The organism is Microbacterium sp. Marseille-Q6648 (genome assembly GCF_943181415.1).
Classification (GTDB): Bacteria; Actinomycetota; Actinomycetes; order Actinomycetales; family Microbacteriaceae; genus Microbacterium.
The window spans coordinates 1,100,788-1,113,911 of record NZ_CALPBZ010000001.1 but is presented as its reverse complement, the minus strand read 5'-3'; the positions used below and the strand labels follow the sequence as shown (position 1 = coordinate 1,113,911).

Annotated in this window: 10 protein-coding genes; 3 read left to right on the top strand and 7 right to left on the bottom strand. The window is 71.5% G+C overall.

The features are described 5' to 3' along the window. Positions 1–34: 34 nt before the first annotated feature. The 6 genes from NFR93_RS05320 to NFR93_RS05295 all read right to left on the bottom strand — a co-directional run bounded on the left by NFR93_RS05320 (position 35) and on the right by NFR93_RS05295 (position 6,446). Positions 35–1,792 carry a carbohydrate-binding domain-containing protein gene (locus NFR93_RS05320; protein ID WP_251450607.1) on the bottom strand — a complete coding sequence of 586 codons (1,758 nt, stop codon included), beginning with the start codon at positions 1,790–1,792 and terminating at the stop codon, positions 35–37. Further along, positions 1,774–2,637 carry a polyphosphate polymerase domain-containing protein gene (locus NFR93_RS05315; RefSeq protein ID WP_251450606.1) on the bottom strand — a complete coding sequence of 288 codons (864 nt, stop codon included), beginning with the start codon at positions 2,635–2,637 and terminating at the stop codon, positions 1,774–1,776. Before NFR93_RS05315 ends, NFR93_RS05320 begins: the two co-directional genes overlap by 19 nt. Continuing rightward, a complete protein-coding gene (locus NFR93_RS05310) occupies positions 2,634–3,359 on the bottom strand; it encodes a DUF4956 domain-containing protein (RefSeq protein WP_251450605.1) in 726 nt (241 codons plus the stop codon). Before NFR93_RS05310 ends, NFR93_RS05315 begins: the two co-directional genes overlap by 4 nt. Then, positions 3,356–4,480, bottom strand: a complete 1,125-nt coding sequence (locus NFR93_RS05305; protein ID WP_251450604.1) for a bifunctional glycosyltransferase family 2/GtrA family protein — start codon at positions 4,478–4,480, stop codon at positions 3,356–3,358. Before NFR93_RS05305 ends, NFR93_RS05310 begins: the two co-directional genes overlap by 4 nt. 5 nt (positions 4,481–4,485) lie before the next feature. Continuing rightward, the gene (locus NFR93_RS05300; RefSeq protein ID WP_251450603.1) at positions 4,486–5,409 is read right to left on the bottom strand and encodes a phosphodiester glycosidase family protein; all 924 of its coding nucleotides are present in this window, start codon (positions 5,407–5,409) and stop codon (positions 4,486–4,488) included. Positions 5,410–5,591: 182 nt separating this feature from the next. Further along, complete coding sequence (locus tag NFR93_RS05295; RefSeq protein ID WP_251450602.1) at positions 5,592–6,446, bottom strand: helix-turn-helix transcriptional regulator; 855 nt, start codon at positions 6,444–6,446, stop codon at positions 5,592–5,594. Between the two features lie 153 nt (positions 6,447–6,599). Here NFR93_RS05295 and NFR93_RS05290 point away from each other — a divergent pair, with 153 nt between their 5' ends. Together NFR93_RS05290 and NFR93_RS05285 are read left to right on the top strand one after the other, a co-directional pair. Beyond that, a complete protein-coding gene (locus NFR93_RS05290; RefSeq protein WP_251450601.1) occupies positions 6,600–6,950 on the top strand; it encodes a DUF485 domain-containing protein in 351 nt (116 codons plus the stop codon). After that, positions 6,947–8,569, top strand: coding sequence for a monocarboxylic acid transporter (locus tag NFR93_RS05285; protein ID WP_251450600.1), 1,623 nt, complete (start codon positions 6,947–6,949; stop codon positions 8,567–8,569). The genes NFR93_RS05290 and NFR93_RS05285 overlap by 4 nt, the downstream gene beginning before the upstream one ends. Before the next feature lie 51 nt (positions 8,570–8,620). Here the strand turns inward: NFR93_RS05285 and NFR93_RS05280 are convergent, their stop codons facing one another. Further along, positions 8,621–9,202, bottom strand: a complete 582-nt coding sequence (locus NFR93_RS05280) for a methylated-DNA--[protein]-cysteine S-methyltransferase (RefSeq protein WP_251450599.1) — start codon at positions 9,200–9,202, stop codon at positions 8,621–8,623. A gap of 269 nt (positions 9,203–9,471) precedes the next feature. On the opposite strand from NFR93_RS05280, the gene NFR93_RS05275 reads away from it, so the two are divergent. Further along, positions 9,472–13,119 (top strand): AAA family ATPase, encoded by a 3,648-nt coding sequence (locus NFR93_RS05275; protein WP_251451513.1) that lies wholly within the window; start codon positions 9,472–9,474, stop codon positions 13,117–13,119. Positions 13,120–13,124 lie beyond the last annotated feature (5 nt).

The following is a 13,124-nucleotide window of genomic DNA, read 5'->3' as shown; positions in this document are numbered from 1 at the left end:
CGGCGAGTGAAGGGGTTAATTCAGACGTTCCGCGTCACGGACGCCCGCCTCCGGGGCCGGCCATTCCGCCGCCACCGGGGCCGCCGGTCGCGACCTGCTCACCCGCCGTCGCGGAGACCGAGCTGCCCCCGTTGACCGTGATCGTGTAGGTCCCACCGTCGACGATCGCGGCGTCGCTGAAGATCACCGAAGCGAACGATGCGGGCAGTTCGAAGGTGCCCACGACCGTGCCGGCGGCATCCGCGATCTCGACCGTGTCGCCGGTCGACCCGCTCACCGAAGCCGAGACGAACGCCTGCGCGCCCGACAGGGTGCCGGTCGAGCTGCCGCCGACCTGGACGGTGCCGCCGTCGAGCGTCACCGCGCCGTTAGCGTCGATCGCGCCCTCGCCGCCGCCGGTCGGACCCGACACCGACACGACGCCACCGGTGATGGTGATCGTGCCGTTGGAGTCCAGGCCGTCGCCGCCGCCGGTGACACCGACGGTGCCGCCCGAGATCACGAGCGTCTCACCGCTGTCGGCCTCGCCGCCGCCGCCCATGCCGCCGCCCTGGGTGCCCGTGCCGCTGGCGGCGTTGACGCCGTCGTCGCTCGCGGTCACGTCGACCGTGCCGCCCGAGAGGGCGATGTCGGCCGCCTCGAGACCCTCGACCGACGAGGCGACGGTCACGACGCCGTCACGGATCTCGAGCGTCTGCTCGGCGTGGACGCCGTCGTCGCCGGCGTCCACGGTGACGGTCGCGCCGCCGAGCCCGACCGAGCCGTCCGAATGCAGGGCGTCGTCGGCAGCGTCGATTGCGACCTCACCGCCGTCGAGTGCGGCGACGACACCGGCCGCCACTCCCTTCGCCCCGGCATCCGCTGCGGTTCCGGCGCCGGCGGTGATGTCGACCGTGCCGCCGGTGATGACGACGTCGGTGGCGGCCGCGATCCCGTCGTCACCGCTCGTGAGCGACACGGCGCCGCCCTCGATGAGCACGAAACCCTGTGCGGCGTCGTCTGCCTGGTCGCTCTTGAGCGCGTCACCGCCGGCGTCGACGGTGACCGTGCCGTCGCGCACGACGAGCGCGTCCTTGCCGCGCAGACCGTCGTCGACGGCCTCGACGGTGATGTCACCCGACAGCACCACGAGGTCGTCGGTCGAGGTGATGCCGTCGTTGCCGTTGCCCGACACCGTCAGCGACCCGGTGCCCGAGATCGTCAGGTCGGCGTCGCTGTAGATCGCGGCGTTCGCATCGGCGTCGTCGGCGTAGGCATCGGTGTCCGACACCGCGTTCGATGACCCGTCGGCCAGCACGAGCGCAACATCGTCGGCCGTCTGCACGGTGATCGCAGGCCCATCGGATGCCGAGATGTCGGCGTCGTCGAGAATGAGCACGACCTGGGCGTCGTCCTCGGCAGCCACGACCACCGAGCCGTCGAGCGCACCGCTCAGCCGGTACACACCGGCCGACGTGATCGTGACGGTCGAGCCGTCGATCTCGACGGCGTCGGAATCGGATGCCGCAGACGAACCGGTGAGGGTCACGTCGACGGCGTCGCTCTCAGACCACTCGTCGTCGTTCACGACCGTGTAATCGGCGTTCGCGGCGAGCACCGCGTCGGCGTCGAGGTCGGAGTCGACCACCACGGCGGTGGCGGTTTCGCTGGACTCGGTGGAGGTGCTCGTCGTTCCCGACGACGTGGAGGCCGCGTCGGCGGACTGCACGGCGCAGCCGGCGAGGACGACGGCGGTGAGGGTGAGGGGGATGGCGGCCAGGGAGATGCGGCGGGTCAGGCGGCGGCGGAGCATGATGCGTCCTCCATTTCTTGGTGAGTGTTCCGGGTGTCGGTGATGTGGGCGTGAGTAGAGGTGCGGGCGCCGGTGTCGAGGGGCGCGCGACGGTCGGGCGCGAACGGGCCGCGCAGCAGGCGGGCCCAGCGGTTGCGGGGGAGTTGCGGGTGCAGCGCTGCGAGCCCGGTGGCGTACTTGCTGACGGTCGCGGGGCGGACGCCCGCGCGCCACAGCGCACGGTCGACGACGGATGCCGCAGCGCCCGACTTCGTCTCGACGATCGCGAGGTTGGGCAGGGCGAACCCGTTGCCGTCGGGCGCCGCCCACTGCAGGTCGGTGTCGACGGTGGCGCGGCCGACGCCGTCGGGAGCCAGGAGCGTCGCGCGCCGATAGCGGGTGACCAGCGTGGCCTCGAGGTGGTCGGCGCGTTCACCGGCCACGCCGATCGCCTCGAGCGCGGCCGCGACCTCGGTGCGGGCGGTGACGGTGAGCCCTGCGGCGTCCGCGGGGTCGTAGGCGCCGCGCTCCTTCACGGTCGCGCCGCGCGCACCGCGGGTCTTGATCTCGAGGAACGCCGACCCGGTGTCGAGGTAGCTGCGGGTGCGCAGCTTGAACCGGCGCCGCCGGGGCTGCGCGGCCATGTGGAAGCTCAGGAGGTCGGGGGTGTCGAAGTAGACCGACTCATACGAGAACCGGCGCGCACCGTCGATCTCGAGCACCCGCGTCTGCGGGTCCATGCGGGCCAGCAGGTTCTCGGCGGCCGCGCGCGGCAGAACGTACTTGCGGTCGATGCGGGTCAGCAGCGCGGCCTCGGTCACCAGCTCGTCGAGGCTCACGCAGTCGAAGCGGTCGAGGGCGCTCATCGGGCTGCTCCCACCATGGCGCCGCCACGGGCGCCGGTCGGGCGAGTCGTGGCGGCCCGCGCGGTCGGCCGCCCCGCGCCGCCGACGCGGTAGCGCACGTCGACGAGCGTGGTGTCGTTCACGAAGTCGAGGTCCTGCACGGTCAGCGACGTGACGGTCGCCACGGTGCTTCTTCCTGAGGTGCCCACGCCTTCTCGGGACGCGCCCGCACCGGACGTGGCCATGCCTGACACGCCCCCGCCGGACGTGCCCCCGCTCGACAGCCGGCGCTCGAGCTCGGCCCGCATGTCGTCCTCATCGGTGATCGCACGGTCGAGCCGCACAATCTGGTGGCGGCTGCGCGCCAGCATCCGGGGGTGATCAGCCGCCCACAGCACGGCGAGGATGAGTGAGACCAGCGCGACCACGGGCCACGGGTCGGTCGTGGGCAGGCCGCAGATGAGCCCGGTCGCGAGGGCCGCGAAGTAGTAGGCCACTTCGCGCTGCGAGATCTCGGACGAGCGCAGCCGGATGATCGACAGCACGCCGAACAGTCCCAGCCCGAGCCCCAGCGCGACCTCGGCGGTGCCGAGGACGGCGGCGACGGCCATCACGCCGACGTTCACGCCGAGGAAGGCGACGACCAGGTCACGACGGTGGTGGCGGCGGTAGTACAGGCCGAGGCTGAGGATCACGGCGGCGATCAGGTCGATCCCGATCAGCAGGAAGGTGGTGGATGTCATGGGTGTCTCCCGAAGTCGAAGGCGTCTGATTCCATTCGAGTGCGGCTCGCTATGGGGTTCCTATGGCGGGCCTCTGGCGCGGTTACGAGTTCCGCGCCGCGCCCGAAGACGAAACCGCGCTGCACGCCGTAGCTGGTGACGAACAGCACCGCCTCGGTCGCGACCTTCGCCATGATGAGCGGCACGCCGTACCCGGTGAGGGCCTGCATCCACACCACGTTCGACGCCAGCAGCACCAGCGCGAGCACGGCGTACCGCACCGCCTGACCGGTGCGGCCGGCGCCGTGCCGGCCGAACACGACCCGACGGTTCACGGCGAAGTTCACCGACGCGCTGAGCACCCGCGCTGCGACGATCGAGAGCGTCAGCGACCCGGTCGCGGCGGTGAAGACCAGCAGCGCGACGGTGTCGATGACGAACGCCATCAGCGACGACACGGCGAACAGCAGCAGCGGGATCGCGATGCGCACCGAATCCACGACGGGGCGGAAGTGGCTGCCGGCGTTGTGGTCGAGATAGACCGTCTCGATCCGCAGTTCGCGCGCCCGGATGCCGGCACGCCGGCTTCGCAGCAGCACGTTCTGCTCGTACTCGAAGCGCTCGCCCGGCACGCTCAGCATCCACGCGATGACGGATGCCGGGATGCCGCGCAGGCCGGTCTGCGTATCGCTCAGCGCCCACCCCGCCGCGAGCCGGAAGGTCGCGCGTGCCAGCGTGTTCCCGGCCCGACTGCGCAGCGGGACCCGGCCGGTGAAGCCCCGGCATCCGAGGATCAGCGCTGGAGCCTCGCGGGCCGCGTCTTCGCGCAGCCCGTCGACGATCCGCAAGATGTCGGCGACCGTGTGCTGGCCGTCGGCGTCGGCGGTGACGACGTCGTCGGTCGGATGCGCGCAAGCGATCGCGGCGAGCCCGGTCTTGAGCGCCGCACCTTTGCCGAGGTTGCGTCCGTGGCGCAGCACGGTGGCCCCGGCGGTGCGGGCGGCCTCGAAGACCGGCCCCGAATCTGTCGGGCTGCCGTCGTCGACCACCCACACGTCGAGGTCGGGGTCTGCGGCCAGCAGCTCGCGGACGAGCCGGGGGAGGGCGGGGTCCGGTTCGAGCGCGGGGATGAGAACGATCACGGCCGTCACCCGACCACGTACAGGATGTCGCTGGTGGCGCGCTCGCCGCCGTTGGACGGGCTGTTGACGACCTCGCCGTCGAAGTACATCGTCGACGACCCTCCGCCGTCGAGGTTGTAGGCCGTCGTCGCGCCGAGATCGACCAGGATGTCGGCGAGCTCGGTGAGGCTGACCCCGGCGCTGTAGCCGATCTGGCGCCCGTCGACGACGACGAACACCAGGTGATTGTCGTCGATGACCCCGACCGCAGTGCGCGGCTGGTCGCCTTGAATCGAGTGGTTGCCGAAGTTCGTGTCGACCTCGACGTCCTCGATGCCGGCGACGACCGCGGCGTCCTCGACGATCGCGGGACCGAAGCTCAGCGTGTTCCACGCCCCGGCGGCGATGAGCTCGTCGGCGGAGGTGGCGGTCTCGTCGTACACCTCGACGGTGCCGTCGGTGAAGAAGACAAGTCCCGCCCGCGCGGGCTCGTCGCGGTAGACGACCCCGTTGCGGATGACGATGCCGGTGTCGCGGAAGCCGTAGTAATCGCCGTTGACGGCGAACACCGCGCCGTTGTCGGCCGCGATCGCACTGGTGAGCTCGGTGATGTTCTCGCCGAACTGATCCTTCGCGAACGCGCTCCTCAGGTCGGTGGCGTCGCCGAGCACGACGTCGGCGACGTAGTAGGTGACCGTCTCGTCGCCGGAGCCTTCCGTGACGGTGGTGATCGTCACCGCGGTGTCGCCTTTGGTGTAGCTCGTATCGGTGAGGACGGCTTCGGAGGTGTCGACCGCGGTGTCGGTTCCGCTCGAGGTCTCGACGGGGGAGTTCTCGGCCTCGTACGCCGAGACGTCCGAGATCTCGACGTGCTCGATCAGGAACCGGTCGGCCGCCCACGCTGTCGCGCCGGTGAGCGAGAGCGCGACGGCGAGACCCGAGGCGAGCACCGCGGTGCGCCGCTTCGCGTGGGGCGCGGCGGGCCCGGGCGCGGGGTTCGGGAGGGTGGTGTCGGGAGGGGGGGGGGGGGGGGGGTCGGAAGCGAGGCGTGGTCCATGGCTCATGGATACGCACCGCGCTTCAGTGCGCGATCGCCCGCCGTTATGCGCCGGCTATGGATGCGGGTCGTGCGTCAGGGCAGGATGCCGGCGCGACGCGCCTTCGCGACGGCGGCGTGCCGGGTCGACGCCTCGAGCTTGCCCATCGCCGACTGCAGGTACGACTTGACCGTGCCTTCGCGCAGGTTCAGCTCGGCGGCGATCTCGGCGTTCGTCGCGCCGAGCGCCGCGCACGCCAGCACATCCAGTTCGCGCGGTGAGAGCCGGACGTCGAACTCGGCGGCCGGACCCGCTGGGCGGGACAGGGCGGCGAGGCGCTGCTCGAGCTTGGTGAGACGCTCGCGGACAGCGGTGTCGGTGACGGTGGAGGCGATGCTGCGCAGCTCGGCGAAGCTCTCGCGCAGCTCCTCCTGCATCGCGGGCGCCATGGCGTCGGAGGTTGCGGGCGGCGGCATCGTCGCCAGGCGTCGCCGCACCTCTTCGCCGACCCGCAGCTCGGTCGCGAGCTCTTCGGCGACGGCGAACGCGGGCCGGGCGACGACGTCGCCGACCCCGGCCTGCCCCCACGATCCGCAGTAGAGGACACCGCGGGAGCGCCCCGACACCAGCACCGGCACGGCGAAGAGCGTCGCGATGCCCTCCGACAGCACCTGCCCGTCGTAGTCGTGGGTGATCGAGCGGGACGTGCGGTAGTCCAGCGCCAGGCGCGGGCGCTTCTCGGCGAACGCGCGCCCGCCGAGGCCGCGCGTCTCCTGCACGACGAGGCCGTCGAGGCTGCGGGTGCGTGCGCCGACGATGGAGCTGACGTGGATCGCGCCGCCCTGGGCGAGTCCGCCGAAGGCGATGGGGAAGCGGGTGCGGCGGGCCAGTTCCGACACGGCGCGCGACACGGCGCGGGTGTCGCTGTCGTGTTCGGCTCGCGCGTCCACGCACTACCTACTTCCGGGGGTGACGGCATCCATGCCGCATTTCGTAGCGTCGACCATACCACCGGGGGTGGGCCTGCCCGCCCCCGTCTGCACACGGTGCGTGGAGAGAACGATCGAGCGCGATGGAGCGCTCCCATGAGGCAAGGAGGCCACATGTCCGATCCCCGGATCGATACCGCCCCACCCGGCGACATCGACTACGTCGCGGTGGAGGAGTCGCCCCGGTTCGTCGAACTCAAGCGCCGTCAGCGCGGGTTCGTCTTCCCGATGGCGATCGCGTTCCTCGTCTGGTACTTCACCTACGTGCTGCTGTCGTCGTTCGCCCGCGACTTCATGGCCGAGCAGGTGTGGGGCAACATCACCGTCGGTCTGCTGCTCGGACTGGGCCAATTCGTGACGACGTTCGCGATCACGATGACCTACGTCTGGTACGCCAACCGGACGCTCGACCCCATCAGCTCAGAGATCCGCGACGAGCTCGAGGCGCGGGAGGGCAACGCATGAACGACGTCTTCGGAGCGGTCCACGCGGCCGTGCAGACAGTGGAGAACAACCCCGTCCTGAACATCTCGATCTTCGGGGCCTTCGTCGCGGTGACGCTGTTCATCGTCATCCGCGCCAGCCGCGACAACAAGTCCGCCGCCGACTACTACGCCGCGGGCCGCTCGTTCACGGGGCCGCAGAACGGATTCGCCATCTCGGGCGACTACCTGAGCGCGGCATCCTTCCTCGGCATCGTCGGCGCGATCGCGATCAACGGGTACGACGGGTTCCTGTACTCGATCGGCTTCCTCGTCGCGTGGCTCGTCGCCCTGCTGCTGGTGGCCGAGCTCATGCGCAACACCGGCAAGTTCACGATGGCCGACGTGCTGTCCTTCCGTCTGAAGGAGCGGCCGGTGCGCATGGCTGCGGCCATCACCACGCTCGCGGTGTGCTTCTTCTACCTGCTCGCCCAGATGGCCGGCGCCGGCGGGCTCGTCTCGCTGCTGCTGGGCATCAACGAGGCCATCGGCCAGTCGATCGTGGTGGCCGTGGTCGGCATCCTCATGATCGTCTACGTGCTCATCGGCGGTATGAAGGGCACCACGTGGGTGCAGATCGTCAAGGCGTTCCTGCTCATCGGCGGCGCGCTGGCGATGACGATCTGGGTGCTGGCGCTGCACGGCTTCAGCCTCGACAACCTGCTGGGGGCCGCGGTCGCCGCCTCGACCACCGATCCGCAGGAGGCCATCCTCGGCCCGGGCCTGCAGTACGGCGCGAACCCGTTGGACTTCATCTCGCTCGCCATCGCACTCGTGCTCGGAACCGCGGGTCTGCCTCACGTGCTGATGCGCTTCTACACGGTGCCGACCGCCAAGGAGGCGCGTCGATCGGTGGTGTGGGCGATCTGGCTGATCGGCCTCTTCTACCTGCTGACGCTCGTGCTCGGCTACGGTGCCGCGGCGCTGGTCGGCTCCGAGACGATCAAGGCGGCTCCGGGCGGCGTGAACTCCGCCGCGCCGCTGCTGGCCCTCGCCCTCGGCGGACCGGTGCTGCTCGGGTTCATCTCGGCGGTGGCGTTCGCGACGATCCTCGCGGTCGTCGCCGGCCTCACCATCACCGCGGCCGCGTCGTTCGCGCACGACATCTATGCGAACGTGCTGAAGAAGGGGAACGTCCCGCCCGACGGCGAGGTCAAGGTCGCCCGTCGCACGGTGATCGTGATCGGCATCCTGGCGATCCTCGGCGGCATCGGCGTGCAGGGACAGAACGTGGCGTTCCTGGTGGCGCTGGCGTTCGCGGTGGCGGCATCGGCGAACCTGCCGACGATCATCTACTCGCTGTTCTGGCGCCGGTTCACCACGCGCGGCGCGGTGTGGAGCATGTACGGCGGACTGGCCGCAGCGGTCATCCTCATCCTGCTCTCGCCGGTCTTCTGGGGCACCCCGACCAGTGTCTTCAAGGACACCGGCGTGGCGATCTGGCCGCTGAGCAACCCCGGCATCGTGTCGATCCCGCTCGGGTTCTTCCTCGGCTGGCTCGGCTCGGTCGTCTCGCGCGGTCAGGAGGACCGCCGCAAGGCCGCCGAGATGGAGGTGCGCTCGCTCACCGGCTTCGGCGCAGAGAAGGCCACGCACCACTGACCTTCGGGTGAGATCACGCAGCGGCCCGGGGGAGGGTGTTCCCCCGGGCCGCTACGCGTGTGCGCGCTCGAGGTCGACGAGGAACCGCTTGACCTCGGGCTGGCCGCCGTACTCGCCGAGCGACCCGTCGGCGCGCACCACCCGGTGCACCGGCACCACGATCGAGAACGGCGTCGTCGCGCACGCCGTGCCGACCGCCCGCGCCGCACGGGGGCTTCCGGCGAGGATCGCGACCTCGCCGTAGCCCGCCGTCTCGGCGTAGGGGATCTCGCACACCGCCTCGAGCGCCGCCCGCGTGAACCCGCGCACGAGTCGCCAGTCCAGCGGCAGGTCGAACGCCCGCCGCTGCCCGGCGAAGTACTCGTCGAGCTGCGCGGCCGCGGTCGCGGTCACGTCACCCTCGCCCCCGGCATCCGTCCCATCGCCCACCGGACCGTCGCCCACCGGACCGTCACCACCCGGACTGTCGCCCACCGGGAGGGGAGCGGACCCGAGCGCCGCGGCGACGTGGGCGAGCTCGTGGTCGGCGTCGGCCCGCATCGGATGCAGCGTGACGAGCGCATCGCCCGCGGCGACGATGAGGATGTCGCCGACGGGCGAGGGGTGGATGCGGTACCGGGCGGCGGTGGTCATGACACCATCCTGGCGCGGCGCTCGGGAGCCGACCCCGGCCCGCCCCGGCTGTGGACATCGGCGGCGCCGCGGGGGCCTGGGGAGGAACGGCTGATCATCCGGCGTGTCGGCAATACCGCGAAACTCGGGGAGCTTGCAGGGTTGCGCAAGACCCCCCGCATACCCTGTCACCTGTGTGGCGAGCAGAAGGCAGCGTCGTGGCCGGCGGAGACAGGGTCGCCGAGGTGAGCCCTGGCGACCTCGGGCTGGCCGACCCCGGCGCGGTCGTCATGCACGTCGCCGAACCCGAGCGCGACCGGCTGCGCCTGCAGACCGCGGAACTCGGCGGTCGCTCGACCCTGTTGCACTTCTCGGACGCCGAGGACTCGTCGATCGAGATCACCAACGCCCACCCCGGGAGCCTGCCGCAGTTCATCACGGGGCGCTCCACGCTGCTGTCGAACCTGTTCCGCGACGAGGTGGCGCTGCGCAACGCGCGCCTGGCCGCCGAGCGCATCACGGCCAAGAACGTCGAGATGCGCACCACCCGCGGGCTCGAGCCGGTGCACCTGGCCGTCGGCCTTGCCTCGTGGCGCATCGGCGGCATGACCTGCACCGCCCCCGTCCTGCTGCGTCCGCTCGCGATCCGCCGCCACCACGCCGACTTCGAGCTGAAGCTGCACGGGGTCTTCCGCGTCAACCCCGAACTCGTTCGTGCCCTGCGCACCCAATTCGGCATCGAGCTCGACGGCGCCCAGCTGTCGGCGATGGCCTACGACGGCGGCGTGTTCAAACCGCAGCCGGTCATCGATCGCCTCCGCGCCCTCACCGCCGGCATCGACACCTACTCCGTCCGGCCCCGCCTGCTCGTCTCGAGCTTCGCCGACGTCGGCGCCGCCATGGCCCGGGATGCCGTCAACCTCGACCATCCGGTGCTGAACGCGCTCGCGGGCCACGCCGACGATCGTGAAGCCCTCACCATCCGTCGCTCGCCGGCATCCACCCTCAGTCCCGATGAGCGTCCGCCCGCCGCCGACACCCTGCTGCTGGACGCCGACGCCGAGCAGGAGCGCGTGCTCGCCCGCATCGCCGCCGGCCAGTCGCTGCTCGTCCACACCCTCCCCGGAACCGGCGGTACGCAGACCGTCATCAACGCCCTCGGCGCGCTCGTGCGCGAAGGCAAGCGCGTGCTGGTCGTCAGCGCCCGACGATCGACCCTCGAGGGTGTGCGTCACCGCCTGGCCGGCATCGGCCTGCCCGGACTCGCCGTCTCGCCGCGGCACATGCAGCGCGACCTCATCCGCGCGATCGGCCGCAACGAGAAGGCCGTCTCGCCGAAGGTCGCCGAGGTCGACGACGCCCTCGTGCGTCTGCGCGGCGTGCTGCGTGACTATCGCGGAGCCGTGACGGCGCAGCATCCGACCCTCGGGGTCTCGGTGCTCGAGATCCTGCGCGCACTCTCGGCGCTGACCGTGGCAGGCGCCCCGTCGACGGCCACCCGCTTCGACCTGCGCACCCTGGAGCGTCTCGCCGGAGTGCGAAAGGATGCCGCAGCGAAATTGCGCGCAGCCGCACGGCTCGGGGAGTTCCGCTTCGGACCCGACGACTCGCCCTGGTACGGCGTCTCGTTCTCGACGCCCGAAGACGCCCGCCGCGCCCACGCCCTCGCCGGCAAGCTGCACCGCGCCGACGTGCCGACGCTGCTCGAGCGCGGCTACGAGCTCATCGCCCAGACGCGCATGCGCCCCTTCCACACCGTGTCGGAGCTGGGGGAGTACGTCGCGCTCTTGCAGGGCATCCGCGACTCGCTCGACCGCTTCAGCATCACCGTGTTCGAGCGCCCGCTCGGCGAGCTCATCCAGGCGCACGGCCACCGCCGCGACGCGCCCAACATGACCGGCGCGAACCGTCGTCGCCTCAAGCGCCTGTCGCGCGAGTACGTGCGCCCGGGCGTCCACATCTCAGACATGCACGAGGCCCTCGTGCGCGTGCAGCACCAGCGCACCGAATGGCAGCGCTACGTCGACGCCGGCGTCGCCCCCGAACTGCCGCTCGGCCTCGCCGACGTGCAGGTCGCGTGCCAGCGCGTCGAAGCCGAACTCGCCGAAGTCGACGTCGTCCTCGGACGCACCGGCGCCGACCGGCTCGCCTCGCTGCCCGTCGCGCAGCTCGTCCGCACGCTCGCCGGACTGGCCGCCGACTCCGCGGTGTTCGAGAACCTGCGCGAACGCGCCACGCTGCGCACCGAGCTCGCCGGCCTCGGACTCGAGCCGCTCCTGGCGGAGCTCTCGGTGCGCCACGTGCCCGAAGACGAGGTCGGCGCCGAACTGGAGTTCGCGTGGTGGCAGTCCGCGCTCGAGCACATGCTGCGCTCCGACCGCGCCCTGCTCGGCGCGAACACGTCGGTGGTCGACCGTCTGGAGCGCGACTTCCGTCTGGTCGATGAAGCGCACGCCGCGGCATCCGGCCCGCTTCTCGCCTCACAGCTGGCCACGCAGTGGCGGATCGGCATCGTCGACCACGCCAACGAGGCCGCCGCCCTGCGCAACGCGCTCAAGGAAGGCGTGAGCGACCCGGTCGTGATCGCGGACGTCGCCCCGACGCTGATGCGCACCCTCGCGCCCGTGTGGCTGGCGTCGCCGTACGACGTGCCGATGATCCCCGCGCACCCCGAGTTCGACGTCGTGATCATCGCCGACGCGGCCGCGCTGTGCCTGGCCGAAGTGCTGCCCACCCTGCGGCGCGCACGTCAGGTCGTGGCCTTCGGCGACCCGGTGACGCAGAAGCCGACGCCGTTCCGCGTCGCCGCCGGGCACCCGCCGGTCGCGCCCGTCGTCGCCGACGAGACCGCCGAGGTCGACCCCGACGAGGTGCCGTTCGACCAGGTCAGCGTGTTCGAGCGCCTCGCCGAGCTGCTGCCGATCGAGACCCTCACCCGCAGCTACCGCGCCGGCGGCGAAGACCTTGCCGAGCTCGTCAACGACGCGTTCTACGGCGGCGAGCTCGTGTCGCTGCCGTGGGCGGGTTCGTACCTCGGCCGCGGCAGCCTCTCGGTCGACTACGTCGAGGGCGGCACCGGTGTGCCCGACCCCGTGAGCGGCGCCGTCGAGAGCCCCGACGCCGAGGTCGCCCGCGTCGTGACCCTCGTCGTCGAGCACGCGATCAACCGCGGGTCCGAGTCGCTCATGGTCGTCACCGCGAGCGCCAAGCACGCCCACCGCATCCGCGCCGCCGTCGAGTCGGCGTTCGCCGGGCGTTCGGACGTCGCCGATTTCGTCTCACGCGAGACCGCCGAGCCCTTCGCCGTGCTGACCCTCGAGGAATCCGTCGCCGAGAGCCGTGACCGCGTCATCTTCGCCCTCGGCTTCGGCCTCACCCGCCACGGCCGCGTGCTCAGCGACTTCGGCGACCTGTCGACCCCCGACGGCGAGCGGCTGCTGACCGTCGGCATGACCCGCGCCCGCCGCTCGATGGTGATCGTGTCGTCGATCCGCCCGTCGGCGTTCGACGACGGCCGTCTCGAGCACGGCGCCGCGACGCTCATGTCGATCCTCGGCGGCATCGCCGCCCGCGCGCGCGAGGCCCGGCTCGAGGACCTCGCCGACCCGCTGACCCTCGCCCTGGCCCGAGAGCTCCGCCGCCGCGGCGTCGCCGTCGACGTGCACTACCGCGGACTGCTGCCGCTCGTGGCGCAGTACGGCGGCAAGGCGGTCGTCGTCGAGAGCGACCCCGAGACCCACGGCGAATCGCTCCGCGAATCGCTGCGGCTGCGACCCCAGATCCTCCGGCGCCTGGGCTGGCACTACGTGCGCGTGCACTCATTCGATCTCTACAGCGACCCCGGCGCCGTCGCCGCGCGGATCGCGGGACTCCTCGGCGTCCCGCCCGAGGCGGGTCTCGAAGACGGCGACACCCAGCCGATCGATGTCACGGAATAGCCGCC

Coding starts and splice junctions, on each gene's coding strand:
- NFR93_RS05310 (WP_251450605.1), bottom strand. CDS start 3,359: ATGACATCCACCACCTTCCTGCTGATCGGGATCGACCTGATCGCCGCC.
- NFR93_RS05285 (WP_251450600.1), top strand. CDS start 6,947: ATGAACGACGTCTTCGGAGCGGTCCACGCGGCCGTGCAGACAGTGGAG.
- NFR93_RS05320 (WP_251450607.1), bottom strand. CDS start 1,792: ATGCTCCGCCGCCGCCTGACCCGCCGCATCTCCCTGGCCGCCATCCCC.
- NFR93_RS05290 (WP_251450601.1), top strand. CDS start 6,600: ATGTCCGATCCCCGGATCGATACCGCCCCACCCGGCGACATCGACTAC.
- NFR93_RS05275 (WP_251451513.1), top strand. CDS start 9,472: ATGCACGTCGCCGAACCCGAGCGCGACCGGCTGCGCCTGCAGACCGCG.
- NFR93_RS05280 (WP_251450599.1), bottom strand. CDS start 9,202: ATGACCACCGCCGCCCGGTACCGCATCCACCCCTCGCCCGTCGGCGAC.
- NFR93_RS05315 (WP_251450606.1), bottom strand. CDS start 2,637: ATGAGCGCCCTCGACCGCTTCGACTGCGTGAGCCTCGACGAGCTGGTG.